Source organism: Pseudomonas sp. REB1044 (assembly GCF_038813925.1).
In the GTDB taxonomy this organism is placed as follows: domain Bacteria; phylum Pseudomonadota; class Gammaproteobacteria; order Pseudomonadales; family Pseudomonadaceae; genus Aquipseudomonas; species Aquipseudomonas boreofloridensis.
Map to the genome: position 1 here is coordinate 966,352 of NZ_CP046139.1, position 21,478 is coordinate 987,829.

Annotated in this window: 16 protein-coding genes and 3 pseudogenes; 4 read left to right on the forward strand and 15 right to left on the reverse strand. The window is 61.7% G+C overall.

The annotated features are described in order from the left end of the window. Positions 1–15: 15 nt before the first annotated feature. Positions 16–1,263 (reverse strand): IS256 family transposase, encoded by a 1,248-nt coding sequence (locus tag GKC70_RS04525; protein WP_342648746.1) that lies wholly within the window; start codon positions 1,261–1,263, stop codon positions 16–18. A 65-nt stretch (positions 1,264–1,328) separates the two neighbouring features. Next, positions 1,329–1,841, reverse strand: coding sequence for a DUF2938 domain-containing protein (locus GKC70_RS04530; RefSeq protein ID WP_342650576.1), 513 nt, complete (start codon positions 1,839–1,841; stop codon positions 1,329–1,331). 82 nt (positions 1,842–1,923) lie between these two features. Here GKC70_RS04530 and GKC70_RS04535 point away from each other — a divergent pair. Continuing rightward, a pseudogene (locus tag GKC70_RS04535) lies at positions 1,924–2,378 on the forward strand (helix-turn-helix domain-containing protein). 77 nt (positions 2,379–2,455) lie between these two features. Here GKC70_RS04535 and GKC70_RS04540 read toward each other — a convergent pair. From GKC70_RS04540 to GKC70_RS04555, 4 genes and pseudogenes are all read right to left on the reverse strand, one after another. After that, the gene (locus GKC70_RS04540; protein WP_342650577.1) at positions 2,456–3,709 is read right to left on the reverse strand and encodes an OprD family porin; all 1,254 of its coding nucleotides are present in this window, start codon (positions 3,707–3,709) and stop codon (positions 2,456–2,458) included. Positions 3,710–3,766: 57 nt separating this feature from the next. Continuing rightward, positions 3,767–5,071 carry a citrate:proton symporter gene (locus GKC70_RS04545; RefSeq protein WP_039580104.1) on the reverse strand — a complete coding sequence of 435 codons (1,305 nt, stop codon included), beginning with the start codon at positions 5,069–5,071 and terminating at the stop codon, positions 3,767–3,769. Positions 5,072–5,191: 120 nt separating this feature from the next. Next, positions 5,192–6,496, reverse strand: coding sequence for a dicarboxylate/amino acid:cation symporter (locus tag GKC70_RS04550; RefSeq protein WP_039580101.1), 1,305 nt, complete (start codon positions 6,494–6,496; stop codon positions 5,192–5,194). Between the two features lie 63 nt (positions 6,497–6,559). Continuing rightward, positions 6,560–7,638, reverse strand: a pseudogene (locus tag GKC70_RS04555) (4-oxalomesaconate tautomerase). Positions 7,639–7,783: 145 nt separating this feature from the next. Here GKC70_RS04555 and GKC70_RS04560 point away from each other — a divergent pair. Then, a pseudogene (locus GKC70_RS04560) lies at positions 7,784–8,676 on the forward strand (LysR family transcriptional regulator). Between the two features lie 134 nt (positions 8,677–8,810). Here the strand turns inward: GKC70_RS04560 and GKC70_RS04565 are convergent. Then, positions 8,811–9,599, reverse strand: a complete 789-nt coding sequence (locus tag GKC70_RS04565) for a substrate-binding domain-containing protein (protein ID WP_304484565.1) — start codon at positions 9,597–9,599, stop codon at positions 8,811–8,813. A 637-nt stretch (positions 9,600–10,236) separates the two neighbouring features. On the opposite strand from GKC70_RS04565, the gene GKC70_RS04570 reads away from it, so the two are divergent. After that, positions 10,237–10,461, forward strand: coding sequence for a hypothetical protein (locus tag GKC70_RS04570; protein WP_342650578.1), 225 nt, complete (start codon positions 10,237–10,239; stop codon positions 10,459–10,461). A gap of 589 nt (positions 10,462–11,050) precedes the next feature. Here GKC70_RS04570 and GKC70_RS04575 read toward each other — a convergent pair. After that, the gene (locus GKC70_RS04575; protein WP_342650579.1) at positions 11,051–11,824 is read right to left on the reverse strand and encodes an NAD synthetase; all 774 of its coding nucleotides are present in this window, start codon (positions 11,822–11,824) and stop codon (positions 11,051–11,053) included. Between the two features lie 306 nt (positions 11,825–12,130). Here GKC70_RS04575 and GKC70_RS04580 point away from each other — a divergent pair, with 306 nt between their 5' ends. Beyond that, entirely contained in the window at positions 12,131–12,466 is a 336-nt protein-coding gene (locus GKC70_RS04580) for a hypothetical protein (protein ID WP_342650580.1), read from the forward strand. Between the two features lie 178 nt (positions 12,467–12,644). Here GKC70_RS04580 and GKC70_RS04585 read toward each other — a convergent pair whose 3' ends face one another. The 7 genes from GKC70_RS04585 to GKC70_RS04615 all read right to left on the reverse strand — a co-directional run bounded on the left by GKC70_RS04585 (position 12,645) and on the right by GKC70_RS04615 (position 21,344). After that, on the reverse strand, positions 12,645–13,430 hold the full coding sequence (locus tag GKC70_RS04585) for an EAL domain-containing protein (RefSeq protein ID WP_342650581.1): 786 nt from the start codon (positions 13,428–13,430) through the stop codon (positions 12,645–12,647). Between the two features lie 137 nt (positions 13,431–13,567). Beyond that, positions 13,568–14,065 (reverse strand): hypothetical protein, encoded by a 498-nt coding sequence (locus tag GKC70_RS04590; RefSeq protein WP_342650582.1) that lies wholly within the window; start codon positions 14,063–14,065, stop codon positions 13,568–13,570. 120 nt (positions 14,066–14,185) lie between these two features. After that, the gene (locus tag GKC70_RS04595; RefSeq protein ID WP_342650583.1) at positions 14,186–15,244 is read right to left on the reverse strand and encodes a GGDEF domain-containing protein; all 1,059 of its coding nucleotides are present in this window, start codon (positions 15,242–15,244) and stop codon (positions 14,186–14,188) included. Beyond that, on the reverse strand, positions 15,195–16,061 hold the full coding sequence (locus tag GKC70_RS04600) for a hypothetical protein (RefSeq protein WP_342650584.1): 867 nt from the start codon (positions 16,059–16,061) through the stop codon (positions 15,195–15,197). The genes GKC70_RS04595 and GKC70_RS04600 overlap by 50 nt, the downstream gene beginning before the upstream one ends. Positions 16,062–16,243: 182 nt before the next feature. Further along, on the reverse strand, positions 16,244–18,715 hold the full coding sequence (locus tag GKC70_RS04605) for a PAS domain-containing protein (RefSeq protein ID WP_342651468.1): 2,472 nt from the start codon (positions 18,713–18,715) through the stop codon (positions 16,244–16,246). A 112-nt stretch (positions 18,716–18,827) separates the two neighbouring features. Continuing rightward, a complete protein-coding gene (locus GKC70_RS04610) occupies positions 18,828–19,781 on the reverse strand; it encodes an arsenic resistance protein (protein ID WP_342650585.1) in 954 nt (317 codons plus the stop codon). Positions 19,782–19,862: 81 nt separating this feature from the next. Beyond that, the gene (locus GKC70_RS04615; protein ID WP_342650586.1) at positions 19,863–21,344 is read right to left on the reverse strand and encodes a methylenetetrahydrofolate reductase C-terminal domain-containing protein; all 1,482 of its coding nucleotides are present in this window, start codon (positions 21,342–21,344) and stop codon (positions 19,863–19,865) included. Positions 21,345–21,478: the final 134 nt, after the last annotated feature.

The window sequence follows — 21,478 nt, forward strand, 5'->3', positions numbered from 1 at the left end:
AGGCTGGCCATGCTTTTACCAGGTCGGCCTGATAAATCGATCTCCGTACAGCATCGCGAATTGATTCATCGCATTTTTCCAGTCATGGGCCGCTGAGCCCCAGTTTGCCGTGATGTTCCGCAGCCCCAGCCAGATCAGCTTGGTGGCGGCCTCATCCGTTGGGAAGTGACCACGCGTTTTGATGATCTTGCGTAGCTGGGCGTTGATGCTTTCGATCGCGTTGGTCGTATAGATCACTTTTCGAATGCCTGACGGGAAGACAAAGAATGGAATCACTCGATCCCAGGCTCTTCTCCATGCCGCAACTACCGTTGGGTACTGTTTGCCCCAAGGGCCGTTTTCAAAGGCATCCAGTGCCTGCTCAGCCGCCTCGGCGTTGATGGCCTGATAGATCGGCTTGAGCGCTTTGGCCAGATCACGACGCTTATCCCACGCTGCATAATCGAGACTGTTGCGGATCAAGTGGACGATGCATGTTTGCAGCGTGGTGGCCGGAAACACGGCGCTTAGCGCCTCTGGCATCCCTTTGAGGCCGTCGGTGACGGCGATCAGCACATCCTCAACGCCGCGCGTCTTGAGGTCATTGAAGACCTTCATCCAGAACTTCGCACCTTCGGTATTTTCGATCCAGATCCCGAGAATATCGCGCGTCCCATCGGGTAGAACGCCCAGCGCCAAGTAAATCGCTTTGTTGCGCACAAGGCCTTCTTCGCGAATCTTGACTCGTAGTGCATCAAAGAAAATGACCGGGTACATCGGCTCCAGCGGCCGCTGTTGCCACGCGCCGATTTCCTCCATCACCTCGGCCGTGACCGAACTGATGAAGTCATGCGAAACATCCGTTCCATACTGCTCGGAGAGGAATGCGCGAATTTCCCGAACGGTCATGCCTCGGGCATACATGGCGATGATCTTGTCATCGAAACCGGTATAACGGCGCTCGTGCTTGGGAATCAGGATGGGCGCAAAACTACCGTCTCGATCACGGGGGATATCCAGCCGCAGCGGCCCCTCTCCAGTCAGAACCGTCTTGCCAGTCCTGCCATTGCGCTGATTGGTTTCATCCTCTGGGCGCTGCGCGCCCGGCAGATACCCCAGGTGGTGACTGAGCTCGGCGTTCAAGGCCCGTTCGATCAACGCCTTCTTGAATGCCGCAGAGGCATCTTCGATAGCCTCCGCAGTCATCAGGCCCTCACCGAACTGCTCGAGCAGCTCCTTGGGGATTTTTGGTAGGTCACGCAGGGGTTTCTTCTTGGTTGGCATACATGCACCTCTTGCTCATGTTATGCCCGAACACAAAATTTCTGACATACCCCGTGCTGGATCGCCTATGGCCCCACGCTTATCGACCGTATTAACCCTGCCAACACTTGGGCACTCAGAAAAAGTCCGGCCCCGAACACCAGGTGCGTGATCAAGCTCTTGATGCAATTAACCAACGGCGTCGGAGTTTTAGACGCGAAGAATCCCGCCCCCATGGCCGGCTGCAGGATGCAGAGCGGTGCAACGACTGTAACGACCCCAACCACCAGCGCCGGCCCTAGCGTAGGTGTCAACAACCAACCCGTGCCCATGACAGACACCAGCACCACCGAGAACATCACGCCAACGGCGTAATGAATCACCCAGCCCACCCAGCGCTCACGCCGCACCGACTCCGCTTTGGCAATCGCCGTGTGCTTGAAACGCCCCTTCAGCAAGTGCCCCGCCCAGCGGCCGACCATCGCGAAGTCGAGTGTGGCGACGCCCAGCCGCTTCAAGATCAAACTCCACAGATCCATCACTACGGTGGCGCCTATACCAATCGTCAGGGCTGCAAAGAACAGTGCAGTGATCGTCATGTGAAACCCTCTCGTTGATTGACGTCGATCTTTACGCCGCGCAGCATACAAGTTGAAGTCGACTTCAACTCAAGAGGCAAAGATGGACATTGCAGACGTCGCCCGGCGCACGGGCGTGCCCGCTTCGACATTGCGTTACTACGAGAAGAAGGGCTTGCTCACTTCGTTGGCCGGTCATGGGCAACGGAGGCAGTTCGCGGCGGACGTGATAGACCGTCTGGCACTTATCGCGCTCGGGCAAGCGGCGGGTTTTTCCTTGGAAGAGGTGGGGCCATGCTGGTCGAGGGGCAGGTCGATCGCAGCAAGTTGGTCGCCAAGGCCGATGAACTGGATGCACGTATCAAACGTCTGCAGGCCTTGAGCAAAGGGTTGCGGCATGCGGCGAAGTGTCCCGAGCGTGATCATCTCAGTTGTCCGACATTCCAGAGAATCATCAGGATCGCTGCTGCGGGGTATTGGCTGGGAGGCAGGTCAGGGCAAACGCGGCTCAACGCGTGGGCGAGCGCCCGGGTGCCAGCCTCGGGCGCTGTGCGGTAGCGTGGATTACGAGGCCAGGACGATGATCCCGTCGTCCGTGAGCGCCCACTGGGCATGGACTTTTACTCGTGGTGTTGTCACCAGAGCGCGACCTCGTAGGTCAAGTAGATCCGGTTACTGTCGCGTCCGCGGGCGAAGTCAGAGCGGTAGACATAGTTGCGCAGTCTGACGCCCAGCCCTTTGATGGGGCCGGACTGCACGACATACGCCAGCTCCATGTCCCGCTCCCATTCGTTGACTTCAGCGTCGTTGGAGCGTCCATTGTCTCCGCTCAGGTAGCGAGCCATGAAGGTAAGCCCTGGAACCCCTGCGGCAGCAAAATTGTAGGCGTAGCTGGCCATCCAGGTCTTCTCGTCCTCTTCGATGAACTTGCCGATGCCGACGTTGCTGAACGAGTAGACCGTCGCCCCGCTGATATAGGGCAAGCCCGCTTCGCCATTGAGAACCTGGTAGCCGGCCCCAACGGTGTGGCCGGAGTGGGTATAGGACAATTGCCCGCTGAACAGGTCGTTATCGATCACGCCCCCATAAGCGGCGCCACTGTCGCGGCTCTTGAAGTAGCGCAGGTCGGTAGTCAGAGCGCCGCCGGCGACGGGGAGTGTGTGGACCAGGCCCAGGTAGTCCTGGCGATAGAAGTCTTCCAAGCGGCCGTGGAAATAGCTGAGGCGTAGTTGCTTGCTCAGGGCGTAGTCGGCGCCAGCAAACTTGAAGTCCCCCGATTGCCGGCCGCCATAGCCATCCAGGTACAAGCCGGTGCTGTTGGACGAGTCACGCTGCTTGAAACGATCCAGGTAACCGGCGCTCAAGGTGAGCCCTTGGATGTCAGTGCTGGTCAGTTGTGTGCCTTGGTAGGTCTGCGGCAGCAACCGTGCGTCGTTGTAGACCAGCACTGGGATCTTGGGTAGCAACGTGCCATGTTTGACCACAGTCTGTCCCGCACGCAGCTTGGCCGTCACCCCGGCACTGGCGAATTCCTCGGCGGCGCGGCCACCCTCGTGTACCGGTAGGAGACCGGTCCCGCTGCGACCGCGCCCCGAATCCAGGCGTAGGCCAAAGAGCCCCAAGGCATCGACTCCGACGCCCACGGTGCCTTGGGTGAAGCCTGACTGGTAATCGAGCAGGGCACCTTGCGCCCATTCCACCCGCTCGCTTTTGGCGTTGGCGGCCGCGCGGGGGCTCATGCCCTGTTCGTCACGGAAATTTTCGTTGAAATACACGTTGCGTAATTGCAGCTTGAGCGCGCTGTCTTCGATGAAACCGGCAGCGCCGGCCACAGGCAACCAGCCGCAGAGCACGCCACAGGCGGCCCCACGGAAAAGGATTCGGGACATGTGCGGTACTCTCTTGTTGTTATTGGATAACCGGGCGCGCGCTGCGCCCTGGACAGATCAGACGAAGAAGGACAGTGCCCCGGTGAGCAACGCCAGCGCGGTAATGACCAGTGATGTCAGTACCGCCCATTTCACGGTCGCTTTCTGGAAGTCGCCGATATCCCGATCCACCATGCCGACCAGCAGCAGGGTCGAGGCCACCAGCGGGCTCATCAGGTGCACCGGTTGGCCCAGTACCGAAGCGCGTGCGATTTCGATGGGATCAATTCCATAGGCAGCGGCGGCGTTGGCGAGAATGGGCACCACGCCGAAGTAGTACGCATCGTTCGAGAGAACGAACGTCAGCGGCATGCTGGTCAACGCCACCACGAGTGGGAACCAGTGGCTCCAGGCTTCCGGAATCCAGTCCACCAGCGTTTGGGCCAGCGCATCGACCATTTTCGTGCCGGAGAAGATACCGGCGAAGATGCCGGCTGCAAAAACCAGCAGCACGACAGTCATGGCATTGCCCGAATGGGCCAGAATGCGTTCTTTCTGCAACTCCAGTTGCGGGTAGTTGATCATCAGGGCGGCGACGAAACCGATCATGAACAAGATCGCGGCGTGCATCACCCCCAGTACCAGTGCGGTCATGACGGCGATCACCAACACCAGGTTCACATAAGCCAGTCGCGGGCGTTTATGCGGCGCCTCCCCGAGAATCTGCTTGATGTAGCAATTCCCGCCGCCGGACTCCAGGGCAATGTTGCCGATACGCTTGCGCTCGGCTCGGCCCAGCAGGTACGCCGTGAAGACCACCCAGGCGGCTCCGCCGATCACAGTCGGCAGCATCGGGATGAAGTATTCGGTCGCATCCAGCCCGAGCGCTGCGATAGCGCGGGTCGCCGGTCCTCCCCAAGGACTCATGCCACTCATGATGCTCAGCGACAGCATCGATACCGTGGCCAGGATCATCGGATTCATGCCGATGCGCTTGTACAGCGGCAGCATGGCTGCGCAGGTGATCATGTAAGTGGTGGTGCCATCACCGTCGAGCGCCACCAGCAACGACAGCAGCGCAGTACCGATGGCAATCTTGATCGGGTCGCCGTTGACGCGTTTGAGGATCATCCGGATCAGCGGATCGAACAGGCCAGCATCGATCATCAGGCCGAAGAACAGAATGGCGAACAGCAACAGCGCCGCTGAGGGGGCCACCATCTTCAAGCCATCGAGCATCATTTTTCCCAGCTCGGGGGCAAAGCCTCCGATCACCGCAAAGACGATGGGGACGACGGTCAGGGCAACGATCGGCGACAGGCGTTTACTCATGATCAGGTAGGTGAAGGTCACCACCATGATCAGGCCCAGAAGTGCGAGCATGGTTTTCTCTCTTGTTTTTATTGTCATGTGGCCATCTGCAAGGCAGACGGCCTCCTGTCCCATGGCATCTCTCAACGAGGTGCCGTGGGATTTCGATGCGACAGGAGGTGAATGAGGCGTTTAGCTCTGACGCCCAGACTCGGCAGACCAGGCGACCTGCGTTTTGGGCGAATCCGATGGGCGCTCATTCAACTGGCGCAGCAAGGTTTCGCGATCGCAGGCGTTTTCCGACAGGGACATGACCACGGTGGCCACGGCATTGCTGGCCAGGCTGGTCAGGGCACGTGCCTCAGACATGAAACGATCGATGCCGATCAACAACGCCAGTCCTGCCAGTGGGATGTCATGAATGACGGTCAAGGTCGAGGCCAGTGCCACGAATCCGCTTCCGGTGACCCCGGCCGCGCCCTTGGACGACAGCAACATGATCGCCAGCATGGTGACGGTCTGGCCGAGGGTCAGATCGATGTTGCAGGCCTGAGCGATGAACAGCGCGGCCAGCGACAGATAGATGGCTGTACCGTCCAGGTTGAAGGAGTAGCCGGTGGGCAGTACCAGTCCGACCACGCCTTTCTTGCAGCCCAGCCTTTCCAGCTTTTCCAGCATCCGCGGCAAGACCGGTTCGGTGGAGGAGGTCCCGAGCACGACTAGAAATTCCTCTCGGAAATAGCGCAACAGCTTCCACAGGCTGAAACCGTAGGCCCGGCACAGGCCACCGAGCACCACCAGCACGAAGAACGCGCACGCGATATAGAGCGTACCTATCAGCTTGGCCAGGGAACCGAGGGAGGACACGCCGTATTGTCCAACCGTGAAGGCAAGTGCGCCGAAGGCGCCCACTGGCGCGAAACGCATCAGATAACCAAAGATGCGGAACACCATGGTCGAGGCCGACTCTAGCACCTGTAATACAGGCTTGCCCTTGTCGCCCATTGACGACAAGGCGAAGCCACTGAGCACGGCGATGAACAGCACCGGCAGCACTTCGCCATGGTTGAACGCGCCGATGAACGTGTCCGGGATGATGTGCAGGAAGAAATCGACCACGCTCAGCTTGGCCGCCGAAGCCGTGTACTGATCGAGCCCCGCGGTGCTCAGGGTGGCCGGGTCGATGTTCATGCCGACGCCGGGGCGCAGCAGGTTGACCGCTGCCAGGCCGATGATCAGGCTGATGATCGTGAGCACCAGGAACAGCATCAGCGTCTTGCTCATCAACCGACCCAGCGATCGCTTGTCGGTCATGCCGGCGATACCGGTGACGATGGTGCAGAAGACGACCGGGGCAATCATCATCTTGATCAACTTGATGAAGGCATCACCCAGTGGCTTGAGCGCAACGGCCTGTTGCGCCCAGAAATGACCGACCACCACGCCCAGCAGGACGGCGCAGAGAATCTGGAAATACAGTGATTTAGCGAGTTTCATGTTGCATCACCCATTATTGAAATTGTGCGGATGTGCGGGTAAGCGATGTGTGGCTAGGCCTGCCTAGCCCGCCAACCTACGCAGGGTCGGGGCGTATACGAAGCCAGAGAACAATCGACGGGCAGTCCTGACGACGGAAGCCTGCAACGTTTTACCGTCGGTGCCCGTGCGCGAGAGCGCCACATCGATGCCCCCACTGGGGTGTTCCAAACGGACCTCTTCCAAGTGCTGGGCCTGATCGCCAAGCATATCCATGATTACCGTGCCAGGGCTGACGCAGGCGGTCGCCAACCCGATTGCACCGGTGATGGCCAGTGCACGATGGCAGTTGTGAGGCATGAAGTAACGCACTTGCAGCGTCCCGTCATGACGCGGTTGGGAAACCAACACGGGCTTGGGAACCACCATTGCGCTGACGTCACCTAGGCCCATGGCCTTGCCCGCTTTGAGCCGCAGTGCTTCCAGGCGCCGCAGCAGGGGCTTGTTCGCATCCAGTTGCGCTGGGGTTTCCGAGCCGGTGATGCCCAACTGATGGGCATCGATGATCATCATCGGCATGGCCATGTCGATGCAGGTCACCGGTACGCCGTCGATCACTTCTTGGGCCTTGCCGGTCGGGAACAGCTTCCCGGTTTTGCTGCCCACCGCGTCGAGGAAGGTCAAGTGCACAGGGGCCGCCGTGCCCGGTACGCCGTCGATGGCCGTCCGACCCTCATAGCGCACGATTCCTCCAGGCGTTTCCACCAGAGAATTGACCAAGGTATCGGTATTCAGGTTGCGGATGCGCACCAGTGTCTTGCCATCTTCAGCCTTGACCAGTCCTTGCTCGATGGCGAAAGGGCCTACGGCGCAGAGCATGTTTCCGCAGTTGGGGCGGTGTCGACTCGCCGATCGGCGACCATCACTTGGACGAACAGGTAGTCGACGTCCGCATCAGCATGCAGGGACGGACTGACGATCGCCACTTTACTGGTCTGTGGGCTGCCGCCACCGATACCGTCGATTTCCAGTTCGTGCCCCGAGCCCATCAGGTTGATGAGCAATTCGTCGCGTTCGACCACGTTGGCAGGGAGATCCCAGGCATGGAAAAAAGGCCCCTTGGAGGTGCCACCGCGCATGAGCACGCAAGGAATTCGTTGCATAATTTCGCACTCTTGTTGATCAATGGGCATCATTGATGTTGTGCGGGCAAGAGTGACAGGGCCTCATCAATCAATCCAATGCAAAAATCGTCATGATTATTGCGTATGGCAAAATAGTTTGTTGGTAGCCAGAGAGTGATCCGAAATGGAATATGAGCTGCAAGATATTCGATCTTTCGTGAAGATCGCGGAAGTTGGCAGCTTTCATGAGGCAGCCGAGCTCCTACACCTGTCCCAACCTGCGTTGAGCCGCCGAATAAAAAATTGGAAGACGGGCTGGGCACGCCCTTACTCGAAAGGACCACGCGTCGCGTCAGCCTGACGAGCGTTGGACGGGATTTTCTACCCAAGGCCCGACGCCTGCTCGATGACTTCGAGGATTCGATCCTGAGTATTCGGGAACTCGCTGAGCGTCAAAGCGGACAAGTCACACTGGCGTGCATTCCGACGGCGGCGTTCTATTTTCTGCCCTCGGTCATCCGCGACTACAACGAGCAGTACCCGAAAATCCGCATCCGCCTCTTGGACCTGAGCGCCAACGATGGCCTGGAGGCGGTGTTGCGCGGTGAGGCTGACTTCGGCATCAACATGATGAGCGGCCAGCATCCGGACATTGAGTTCGTTCCTTTGGTGCAGGAGCATTTCGTCCTGGCTTGCCGACGTGACCACCCCTTGGCCAAGCAGGATGTCGTGACCTGGACCGAGCTGGCCGACTATCGATTGATTGGCGTAGGCCGACTGAGTGGCAACCGGATGCTGCTCGACCATGCGCTGGCCGGACTCACGTTGCGGCCGAAGTGGTTCTACGAGGTGCAGCACTTGTCGACTTCACTGGGCATGGTCGAGGCCGGCTTGGGCGTATCGGCCATGCCCAGCTTGGCGATGCCCACTGCCGACCATCCCACGCTGGTCAGTGTGCCGCTGATCGATCCCCAAGTCACCCGGACCCTGGGATTGGTGTATCGCCGAGGGGCGTCTCTGTCGCCAGCGGCGGAGAAGTTCGTATCGATTCTGTTGGCCAAATGGCCTAATCGTTGACGGTACGGGGCGGGGCGCGCATCGCCGTTGCCAGAGCTGTGGCCCAGGGCGGGCTCGGTTGTATGACCTGACCCGCGCGCGAGGGCTTGTCGGTCACCCGCTCAAGCCCCACGTTGCGCCCGGTTTGACGCGCATCAGTGTGCTGAATGAGCCACTGGCTTCAGGCCGCTGTCCTGGATCGCTTTATCAGCTTTCGTCGATGCCAGGTAATCGAGCAGCGCCTGGGCTGCTGCGTGATGCTCGCTCTTGCTGACGACTGCGCCAGAATACAGGGTCATTTTCTGCGCTTGGTCGGGAATCAGACCGACGATGTCGATACCCTGTACCGGCTTGAGTTCGCTTAGCTGCTGGAAGCCGATTTCGGCCTGGCCGCGAGCGACCACCGAGCCGACCGGTTCAGCAGGGATCATGTGAGCCTTGGCCAGAAACTGCTCGCCCAGTTGCATGCGCGGGAACAGAGTCTTGGACAGGTAGACACCGCTCGCGCTGTCGGAGTAAGCGACCGAGCTGCTGTTCAAGAGCACTGTGCGAAACTGCTCCATGGTGCCGATCTGCGGTTTCGGGGCGCCTTTACGCACGGCCATGGCAATGAACGATTCGCCGAGGTCGACCCGGCTGGTTTTATCCACTTGGCCCGCTTTCACCAAATTGTCCAGCGCCGAACCTACCATGAGCACGACGTCAGCGTGCTCACCACGCGCCAGCCTGTTTGGAACGGCCTGAGGCGTGTCGCCCATCGAGGGCGCGGCAAGCACTTCGAGTTTCACGCCGAACTGCTTTTCATAAGTCGGCGCGACGGCCTGGATCGCACCCATGATGCCGCCGGAACTCAGAACGGTGAGGGTCTGTGCCGACGTTGCATCAGCGGCCGAGCATGTCATGGAAGCGACCATAAGGGCCGCAAGGGACAGTATGCGAGTCATCGGTATTTCTCTGGGTAAAAACGCCATGTTAGCGACCGCCAGCACTCAGCGGGACTAATGCGTTCTGAAGAATATTTCATGTAGTTCCGGTCCTAGCGCCGCCGCCTATCGCCCGTTTGGAGAGCGAGCCGCTTGATGAGCAATGCTCATGTCGATTGCCTTGGTGAAGGATGGCGCGCTTGTGCAACGCAGTGCTGCGCGTCGGACGGTTCCCAAAACTTACGTCGCAGCGCGGCGCACGCCCTCAGCGGCTTGCACTGAGTCAGCGATAGGCCTAAATTCTGTCTGTCGCGGCAATCTCCGCGATCGGGTTTGGCGACCCGGGACAACTTGGCGCAGCGGCGCCCCACACGATTGCAGGCGCTTTTTTTGCGTCCGCAGCCTCGTGCCATGGCGGCTGTGCGTGGGAGACCTTCGGGTCTGCCGGGTTCCAAGTTCCCGGTTCGCCAACCTGCGTACAGCTGCCACCCAATTGTTTGGCGACGATGCGTGGCAGCTCCAACCTAACTTGGAGTTTCATGCATGCTCACCGCTATCCCTCGCAGGATCCTCGCATCCGTTCTCCGCCGCTCTGCACGTGGCGCCCCTCCGTACCCCGCTCATCCCGAATTCAAGCAACAGCCCAGGCAGGTGCGTCATGACTGACCGGGAGCGGCTTTCGACCATTCAATCCTATGCCTGGACACTCGAGTTACTGGGCGAGGCGCTGGCCCAGCAGGATGACTTGCTCGAGTGCGAGCACAATCCGCAGTTGAGTGTGCGCAGTACGGCGGGCATTCATCAGGCGATCCGTATCATCACCCGGTTAATGGCAGAGCAATGCGGTGCGTTGTTCGACGACTGTGGAGGAAAGGGCCGGTAGGCGGTAGGGGAGTTGCCTCGCGGTGAAGTGACTGGGTGTTCTCCAGGCGTTGCTTAGTAAGTACACAGCCTTGAGGCCTGTAACTCTGCGCGGATCTGTGGCGACACGAGGCTGCTCCCATAAGACGCGCGCGACAGTGTCGGATGGTGTGAATTTCAGAACGTGTGTGACAAGCGTTCACGCATTCGACGAATCACCTTTACCCGCTTGCACAACTGGCGGTAGCGACGGCTGTTGAGGCAGGCCAACGCCGAGCTGGCCGTTACCGTTCCAACCAAAGCGTACAGCGGCATATTTGACCTTACATAAGACCACATGCAGCACATCAGACAAAGAATCAGTAGCATGACAATTAACCACGTGGCTTCTCCCAAGCCTCGGATGACGGCGTATTGGGCAGTCGTGAGTATCAAAATGCAGAGCATCAACGTAGTGACCGCGAATTCATGGAGGTGGGGATTTCCGGATAAGTAAAGAGAGGCCATGCAGACGGTGGCTATCGAACTTCCGATGATCGTTAGCAGCATACTGAGGGCAGCAATTGGGAAGAAACGGCTAAAGAACCTGGACCGATTGAGTAAGGTAGGCATTATGTTGGGTTATCTTCGATCAGTGTGACTGCCATGTTCTGGATCGAGCTACTTCCAGTAAAGCCTATCGCAGTATTCAGTGACTCACCAATAAGTGTTAATGTGGATTTTCTTATTTGAAGGGGTGTATAGCGTTTGGGAAGCGCTCCAATGCGCTGTTGAAGTTTGATTTGCTTGGCGGTCAGGGTAGGGTGTTTAATGGAAATTATTTCTTTCATTAGTTGAGTTCGTTGCTGTCGACTTAATTTTGTGCCTAATAAGTACCAGCTAAGTCCCGTCGCTTTTTTACGTATTAACAATTGCTTGGTTACTGTTGCGAGAGAAGCGCTAGCCCCAAGTAGCGATATCGCATCTAGCAGGGGCGATATGATATTGAACCAAGTCTCACTATCTAGCGCATCGTTCATCAATGGATCATGTATCTCCAGCCCTACTCGGTATGCACCAAGCCCGCATTGGCTTGCTGAGGCTGCTAAGGCTGCATATCCTGCCATGCTAAGCACTAGCCCAGGTCCGCCAGTAAAGACGGTCAGGGCGCCACCCATCCACATCAATACCAAGCTACCCACCGCGCCTGCACAACTCAAGCTTGTGTTCGCCAACTCCTGAAGCAGCCGCGACTGCCGTGGATCATTTGCATGCCGCTGTATGTATTGCTCGGGGGCAACGGGGTGCAGAAGCTTATGAATCAGCAACTTCTTGGGGGGAGGGCTGCAGAGGGGTTGAAATTCTCGTAATACCAAAGGTTTGTAGTGCGGGTCGGCATACACCACGCCTGCCCCTGCTATGTTGAAATCTCTATCAATCGCCGCGAACAGCTTTTGCGTATTGATGAGTCATTCCGTGCGAGCCAAGGCGATTGCGCGGAATGACGATCCAGGGATATTTTCGATATTTATGCGGTCCACACGACGATCCTGTGCGAGGCATGGAGGCTGCCCGGCAGAGCAGCGCACGCTCAACGTTGGCTGGATCGCGAGATTAGGCATTCATCGTCGTAGCGTATGTCGGAAGTCGCCCGCTTGCCTGTACGAAAATATGTGGATAGCGTATTTGAAGCACAGTAAAAGGAGACGCTCATGCTGCAACTGAATGCGTTCCACGGGCTGGCCGACATCATCGAGGCGGTGAAGGTGGAGGGTGAACAGGGCGACTACTTTTGCCTCTACGGCGAGGATCAGGACGACCTCGACTTGGCCGCGCGCTACTTCATTGCCGGCTATCCCGATGTCGAACACGATCGTGAAGTGTATCCGCCGGCTGTTCAGCATGAAGGCCTGAGCTACCTTTACTCAGGTCAGCAGTTCGCAGATGTGGTGTGGTCATTGCAACAGTCCAGGCCTGATGCCCGGCACGAGGACTACGTCAGGGCACTGAACTACTACCAGGACCACGACACATTCATCGAGCTATAGAGCACAGAAATCGCTCAAGTTCGGCGCCGCGTGGTCCGACGCTGCGCTCAGCCAAGTCGAACAGCAACTGACGCGGCTGTGCCAATCGCTAGAGGTATGCGCATTCTCGGTGGATGACAACTCGCGCCTTGCCGGGCCGCTTTGACCGCATCGCTGGCGAGCCACCGCGGCCTGGCGCTCAGCCGCGCAGCCGCTCCACCAGCGGCAATGCATTCACTTCAGGTTTGGCAAAGAGATAACCCTGCATCAACTCCACCCCCAGGTCGGACAGGGCATCGCACTCGGCCTGGGTCTCGATGCCCTCGGCGACCAGCGTGATGCCCAGGCGCAGGGCCACCAGCACGATGCCGGCGACGATGGCCTGGCGTACGGGGTCTTTGCTGATGCGGCGGGTCAGGGCCATGTCCAGCTTGAGGATGTCCGGCTGGAACTCGGCCAGTAGGTTCAGGCCCGAATAGCCCGAGCCGAAGTCGTCGATGGCGGTGGTGAAACCCTGGTTCTTGTATTCGGCGAAGATCGACTTGAGGTGCTCGGGATCCTCCACGCGCTCACCTTCGGTCACTTCGAAGATCAGTTTGTCGGCCGGGAAGTCGAAGGTGCGGGTGGCTTCAAGGGTGGCGCGGATGCAGGTGCTGGCGCGGTAGACCGCGTTGGGCAGGAAATTGATGCTCAGTTTGCAGTGGTCCAGGCGATTCAGGCCCAGTGCCGCGGCTTGCTCGATGGCTTTGACCCGGCAGGCCTGGTCGAAGCGGTACATGTTGTCGGCCGAGACCTTGGCCAGAATGTCCGCCGCGCCTTCGCCGTTCAGCCCGCGCACCAGCGCCTCATAGGCGAAGGGCTTGCCCGTGGGCACATGGACGATGGGCTGGAATGCCATGGTGATGTCGAAACCCAGGCTTTTCAGGTTGCGGCATTGTGCACAGCCGATGGCTTCGAAGGGCTGGGGGAAGATGGGCTGGCTCATGGCGGCTCCGGGCTAATGCAATGAAGTCGGCTGTGGGTTGGCGTTCTGATGACGCAAACCCTCGGCTTATTCGATCTCGGTCAGAGCTTGGACCACCGCCTGTCGCAGACGTGCCGAACGACGCTGAACAAAGCCGCTTACGGACGCGTCTGCGCCGCTTGCCCGTCACCCTGCGGCGGCACCAGCGAGGCCAGGGCCTGGCGCAGGCTGGCGAGATCCTCGAAATGACGCTCGCGCACCACCTTGCCCTGGTCCATGTCCAGCCACTGCACCGTCTCGCGATCGCCGGCGTAACGTTCGGCCACTTGGCCGTCGCGGTCGAGCAGGATGCGGTAGTTGGCCGAGCGCATGTTCGGCACCAGGAATTTGAGTACAAGCCCCGGCACGCGGGCGATGTCGGCGACGAAGACCACCTTGCGGGCATCCAGATAGCCGGGCTGGGTGTGCTCCACGGCGCTGTTGACCAGGTTGGCGGTGGCGTGGCTGCGGGCGATCAGCACCACGCGTGTGGTCGGGCCCAGGGTGTAGGCGGTGTCGAACTGGTCCTTGAGGGTCCAGGCCGCCGGCGCGCTGGTCTGCGCTTGGGCGAGCGCGCTGGTGCAGGCCAGCACGAGGGGAATGAGGAAGCGGCGCATCAGGGAGGCTCGGACAATGAGGAGTGCCGAGAGTAACGGCAGGAAGGGGCGTTGGAAACCATCGACTCGCCGACCGAGGCCTATTTCATCCGCCCCGGCAACGCCTCACCCGCGCGCGTGTTACACCGGCAGGCCGGTGGGACTGCCCAGGTGCACGCGGTCCTTGCCGGCGCGCTTGGCCCGGTACAGGTTGCGGTCGGCATGGATGAGGATGTCCGACAGCGCCTGGCCGTGGACGAAGGGCACCAGGCCCGCGCTGAAGGTGAAAGGCGCGGGGGCGTCGCGCGACTGACGTACCTCCTGTAGCAGGCTTTCTGCCCAGGCCACGGCCCGCGACGCGTCCTCTGTATTGAGGATGATGCCGAACTCCTCGCCGCCCAGACGGCCGACGTAGTCGGCCCCGGCCTTGGCTTTCAGGCGCCGGGCCAGCAGGCACAGCACCTGGTCGCCCGCCGCATGGCCCAGGCTGTCGTTGACCCGCTTGAAGTCGTCGACGTCGATCATCATGAAGTAGCCCGCCGGATGGCTGGCGACGAAACGCTCGAAGCGCTCCATGAGCGCGCGGCGGTTGAGCAGCCCGGTCAGGTGATCGGTCTCCGACAGCGTACGGTAGTGCTGCTCCACGTCCAGGGTGACCTGCAGCGCGCGCAGATAAGTGCGGCTATTGATCCAGCCCAGACCAATGGAAAAGATCACGAACAGCGCCAGATAGCTCCAGCGCGCGCTGTCGTACGCGGAGCCTGTGAAGGGCCAGACCAGCAGCCAGGTGAGCGAGGCGACCACCAGGTAATCCATGGGGCCGCGAATCAGCAGCGAGGCACCGACCACTGCCATCACCGTCAGGGGCAGGGCATAGCGTTCGTACAGCAGCGGGTATTCCTCGAAGATCAGGCGAAATCCGCTGACCGCTGCCAACACGAATAGCAGCCCGGAAAATCGCCAGACGCGTTGGGAAACGGTGAAGGTCTGGATCAGAAACAGCCCTGACAACGCGGCCAGGGTGACCCAGGCGCCGGGCCGGCTGAGGCGTTCGAGCAGCAGCACATGCACCAGGACCCAGGTGAAGATCACCAGCAACTGGGCGGCAATGATGCCCTGGCGCAGTAGCAGCCGGATACGCTGTTCATGCCTAGCCGAGGCACTGGGCGTCGGGCTGAGCGATTCGAGATTCCTGGGCATCCACACACAACTCCATGCTGACCTGCGCGACGGCGAAATTAATTGCCATGGTGTGTCTGACCAGCTCGGCGAAGGCCGGTCGCATTTCCACCCGCGTGCCCACACAACGGAAGTAGCCTTTTTGCTCGCCTTCGCGCACCAGCCGCATCAGGTGGGTCTTGGACACGCACAGGCGCGCCGACAGCTCGGCGTAGGTCGAGACCTTGTAGCCGCCGCCTACTGGGCGATGGGCGAGCGCATCGAGGTGCAGCGCCAGCATCGGCAGGTGACCGCCGTCCTTGTTCATGATCCATTTAGCGCCCGGCAGCAGGCTGTCGAGCATCAGATCGGCCTCGAGCAACTGGCCCAGCCTGACGAAATAGTCGCGCAGCCAGGGGTGCGGGTTGTCCAGGTCCAGCGTCGGGGCGCTTGGGCGCAGCAACTGGGCGGGCAGCAGATAGGCACGGGTGACATTGACGGCTTCCTCCAGCGCCGTGCGTGTCGGTCGGTACAGGCGCAGGCGGGCGTCCTCCGGGTGCGCCCAGACATGCATGTAACCGGTGATGATGAAGAACGAGAAGTATGATTCGAGGCTGTTGCGCGACAGGTAGCCGCGCTGCTCGCAAAACTCCTTGACCCGTGACAGCGGCGTCAGCGGGTCGCGGAAGTGAAAGCACAGCAGCGCCATCACCACCATCAGCCGGTCGTATTTCATCAGGCTTTTGTAGAAGAAGGGTTTGCGCCTGTAGTGGCCAAGCATCAGCTCCAAGTGGCAAGTGACCGCTTCATCGATGTCGCCTCGATAGCATTCGTCGATCCCGTGTTGCAATCGACCCATCAATTCGGCTCGCTTCATCGATTCCCCGCGTACCCGACAGAAGTGACAATCATTGCCATCATTTGGCCAGATGCGAGTATACGGTGTTGCTCTGGGTGTCCCGGTCCACCCCAAAAATGTTTCGCGCCAGCGCGACGGCGATGATCAGCCGGTGAGTACTTCTCAGGTGTAGCGGGCGAGGTTCACGCTTCGCCCATCGCCGCCCGCACCCGCGCCGCCAACTCTTCCACGGCGAAGGGTTTGGTCAGCACCTGCATCCCTGTTTCCAACTGGCCATCGCCCACGGCGGCGGTCTCGGCGTAGCCGGTGATGAACAGGATGCCCAGGCCCGGACGCAGTTCGCGGCCGGCATCGGCCATCTGCCGGCCGTTCATGCCGCCGGGCAGGCCGACGTCGCTGATCAGCAGGTCGATGTGCACGTCCGAGCGCAGCACCTTGAGCCCGGCGACGCTGTCGGCGGCCTCGATCACCGCGTAGCCCTGGTCGCGGAGCACATCGGTGAGCAGCATGCGAATGGTCGGCTCGTCGTCGACGATGAGGATGGTCTGCCCCGCGCGCGACGTGGCATCGTGCGACTGTTCGTCCAGGTTCTGTTCGCCCTCGACATCGCCCACGTAGCGCGGCAGGTAAATGCTCACTTCAGTGCCGACGCCCACCTCCGACTGCATACGCACCTGGCCGCCGGACTGCTTGGCGAAGCCGTAGATCATCGACAGCCCCAGGCCGGTGCCCTGGCCGAGGGGCTTGGTGGTGAAGAACGGGTCGAAGGCCTTGGCCACCACGTCGGGGCTCATGCCGGTCCCGGTGTCGCTGACGCTCAGCGACAGGTATTGGCCCTGGACCAGGTCCAGGCTGCGTGCCACCTCGTGGTCGATCCAGCGGTTGGCGGTCTCGATGCGCACGCGACCGCCGTCGGGCATGGCGTCGCGGGCATTGATGCACAGGTTGAGCAGGGCGTTTTCCAGTTGGCTGGGGTCCACCCGCGCCGGCCACGGATGGCTGGCGCCGAGCGTCTCGATGCTGATGGCTGGGCCGACCGTGCGCTGGATCAGGTCGGTTATGCCCATGATCAGCGCGTTGACGTCGGTCGGCTGCGGGTCGAGGGTCTGGCGCCGGGAGAACGCCAGCAGCCGGTGGGTGAGGGCAGCGGCGCGGCGGGCGGCGCCCTGGGCGGCGCCGATGTACTTGTCCAGGTCGGTCAAGCGACCCTGGGCCAGGCGCGCATTCATCAGTTCCAGCGAGCCGGAGATGCCAGTGAGCAGGTTGTTGAAGTCGTGGGCCAGGCCGCCGGTGAGCTGCCCGACCGCTTCCATCTTCTGTGACTGCCGCAGCTTTTCCTCGGCCTGCATCAGCTCGGCGGTACGCTCGGCCACCCGCTGTTCGAGGGTGTCGTTGAGGGCGCGCAGGGCGGCGGTGGCGCGGTCGCGCTCGGCCTCCAGGGTGCGCCGGTCCTCGACATCGATGAGCACGCCGGGGAAATCCTTGGGCTTGCCATCGGCGTAATCGACCCGGCCGTTGGCCTCCAGCCAGTAGTAGCAGCCATCCGCGCGGCGCACGCGGTACTGGTGGGCGTAGGCGCCGCCACGGCCGATGGCGTCGTCGATGGCGGCAATCAACCCGGCGCGGTCGTCCGGGTGCACGGTGGCGATCACCTGTTCCAGGCTCAGCCCCGTGCGGCCCAGCGCCGGGTCGAGGCCGAAGGCCTGGGCGAAGGCCGGGTCGACGGTGAAGCAGTCGGTGGGCAAGTCCCAGTGCCAAGTCCCGATAATGGCCCCGGCGGCCAGGGCCAGTTGCACCCGCTCGATGTTAGAGCGCGCCAGTTCCTCGCTTTCACGCAGCCGTTCCTGGGCGTTGCGGCGGGCGGTGACGTCGTTGAAGAAGATGCCGATCTGCCGCTCGCTGGGGTCGCCCACCGGCACGGCACGCACGTCGAACCAACGGCCGAAGGCCTCGGCGTAGTTCTCGAAGTTGGCGGGCTCGCGGGTCTTGGCGACGTGGCCGTAGGTCTGGAACCAGAAGCTTTCCAGGTCTGGCGCGTATTCAGTGACCCACTTGCCGCGCAGGTTGACCCCCGACTCGCGCTCGAAGGCCGGGTTGACCTCGATGAAGCGGTAGTCGACCGGTTCGTCGCGTTCGTCGAACTTGACCTCGACGATGGCGAACGCGGTTTCGATGGTCTCGATGATGGTGCGAAAGCGTTCCTCGCTCTTGCGCAGGGCGGTGGCGGCCGAGCGGGTGTGGGTCAGGTCGAGCATGGCGCCGATCATGCGCACGGCCTGGCCTTGGGCGTTGCGGATGACGTGGCCTCGGTCGAGCACATCGGCATAGCCGCCGTCGCTGCGGCGGAAGCGGTACTCGTCGGTCCAGGCACTGCCTTGGCCATCGATCACGGCGTGGATCGAGGTGTGCACACGGGCGCGGTCTTCAGGGTGGATGTGCTCGAACCACCATTCGCCGGTCGCCAGGATCTGCGCGGGCGAATGGCCGTAGGCCTGTTCCAGGGCGGGGTTCCACTGCACGTGGTTGCACATCAGGTCCCAGTCCCAGATCGCGTCGTTGGTGGCCTTGGCCGCCAGGCGATAGCGTTCCTTGGTTTCGTCCAGGTGCTCAACGTCCAGGCCGGCCGTGGTCAGGGCTTCGCGCAGGCGCGCCACCTCGGCTTCAAGTTGTTCGCGGGTCAGGTCGTTCACGGTCGTTTCCACTTGAAGCACTCACCAAAGGCCTCTCGATGATAGCATTTTGCCTTGCTTGCCGACGGCCCAGTGTTTAGCGCACCAGCCGCGGAATCAGTCGTACATAGACCAGCTCGCCGATCAATTCGATCAGCGTCTGGGTGATCACCGCGGCGGCGGCCAGCGCCCTCAACGGCTCCGGCAGGGCCAGGGCGAGCGGCAACACCACCAGCGAGTTGCGCGTGGCGGCGCTGAAGCTCACCGCACGCGCCTGCTCGGCCGGGAGACGCAGGCTCCGGGCGCAGGCCCAACCGAGCACAGGCGCCAGCACCATGAAGCCGATGTACAGCGGAATCAGCGGCAACAGGCGGGTGGCATCCTCAGCCAGCGCGGCGATCTGCGAGCCGATCACGGCCAGCAGCACCAACGCCATGGCCGGTACCGGCAGCCAGGCCCAGGCCGCGTTCCAGCGCGCCAACACGACCGAGCGACGAGCCCCGGCGCCGCTCAGCACGGCCAGGGTCAGCGGCAGGACGATCAGCAGCATGAAGGCTTCGACGAACGGCGCGACGGAAAGTGCCACAGGTGGCGAGCCGTCGAGCATGACGCCCAGGTACAGCGGCAGCAGGAGCAGTTGCAGCACCAGCAGCAGCGGCGTGGCCGCCAGCGTCAAGCGTGCGTCGCCCCGGCCCAGGTGGGTGAACACCACCACGTAGTCGATGCACGGAGTGAGCAGCACCAGCAAGGCGCCGATCAGCAGGGCGGGGTGGTCCAGCAGGGAACGGGTGGCCGCCCACACCAGCAGCGGAACGAGGACGAAGTTGGCCAGCAGCAGTGCGGCGATGAAGCGCCGGTTGGACAGGCTCTGGCGCAGGTCCAGAAATGGAATCTGCAGGAACATGGCGTACATCAGCACGGCGATGGTGGGCGTGATCAGCGCCTGCAGGGTGCTGCCCACACCCGGCGCGAGCAGGCCGATGGCGAGGGCGATGCAGACGGTCACGAGGTAGACGGGAATCTGCTGGGTTTCGAGTTGGTCGCGGGTCACGCGGGCATCCTGATCGGCGGGTGGACTGGGCGGCTCATGATGCCAGGGATGACGGGCAATGCGGTTTTGGCTCGCGCCAGGCTAGCCCTGCGTCAATTCCTGCTGAGCCTCGTTGCCCACGCTCGTCGCGGATTCGGCAAACCACCGAGGCCACGAACTGCGCTGCCGCCCGCCCACCTCCACGCACGGAATCAGGCGCTGCGTGAGCACTTCGGTCTGCCCCACCGACACCGCCGTGCGGTACTTGCGGCTATGGATGCATTCGCGGTCGCCGAACTCGCAGCGGTTCAGTTGCGTCCCGCCACACGGCCCGTTGGCCAGGCCTTTGGGGCAAGTTTCCGGGCAGATGTACAGGGTGTCCTGCAACCGGCACTGCCCGCAGGTATCGCACCCCACTAGCGGCCGCTTGAGGCTGCGCTCCAGCCGGTGCAGCAGGCGCGCCGCCTTGGGCGCGGACCACAGGGGCTGGCGCACGCCCCAGCCGAATGCCCTGCTGAGCAGCGTCTGGCGGTCGAACAGTTGATGGTGCAGGGCCGACAGCAGGTGGTAGCGGGTCTGTTCGAGCGCCGATGCACGCACCCCGCGCTGGCCTTCCTGCCAAGGGTGGCCAGGCGGGTGGAAGCTCACCGTTTCCACGCCCGCCATCTGCCAGGCCTGGTCCCAAGCTGTCTGCCAGTCATCGAGCGTCTGCACGTGCGCCAGCCGGGTATCGAGCGCCTGCTCCAGCGCCTCGAACTGCTCCAGCGAATGCACCCCGGAGAGGTTGATCCCGGCATAGCCCAACAGACGCAGGCCGATGATCTGCAAGGCCAGGCGCTCGATGCCGCGCTGGCTGGCGAAGGCCTTGGACACGGCGGCCTCGGCGGCCAGCACCCGGCGCATGGCCGGGCTGACGGTGACGCCAGCGACATGCTCGAGCATCGCCGCACGACCTTCAGTGAGCGCCATGATGCAGGCCAGCATGGGCCGGGACGTGGGCTGGCGCTGCATCCAGCGCTGGGCCTCGCGGTATTTCTGGAAGTCGAAGCCCAGTTGCAGGATGAAGAAGTCGGCCCCGGCCGCGAGTTTCTTTTCGGCCTTGAAATACTGCGCGCCGCCTTCCTCTTCGCGGTACTTGAACGGATTCAGCGCCGCGCCCAGCAGCCAGCCGGGGCGCGCCTGGCGCACGATCTGCAGCGCCGCCACCGATTCCAGGTAACGCACCGGACGCTGCCCCGGCGTGTGACCGGGCAGGCGGTCGCCGGTCAGCACCAGCAGTTGGTCCAGGCCGGCGGCATCCATGCGCGGCAACTGCGCCAGCAATTCCTGGCGCTCACGGTCCTTACCGGAAAAGTGCAGCAGCGTCGGCACCGGCGTCTCGAAACTCTGGCAGGCGTCGAGCGGCGACAGGTCCAGCGCGCTGCCGACGCGATCGCCGATCGACACCGCCAGTGGCCAGCCGCACAGGTGCTTGCGGGCCATGATGCTGGCCAGCTCGGCGAAGCGCTTGGCCGAGGGCTTGGGCACGAACTCCATGACACAAACGAAGGAGTGGTCGTGCAGGGCTTGTCTGAGCAGGCTCATGAAAAATACCGAAGGACGGGCAGGATCACAGTGTCGCCTGGACACAGCGCGGCGGCTTGTCTGCACGCGTACGCGACCGCTCTGGAACAGACACAGGCGCCTGGGCGCGACGCAGAGGTTAGGTCAAACATGAG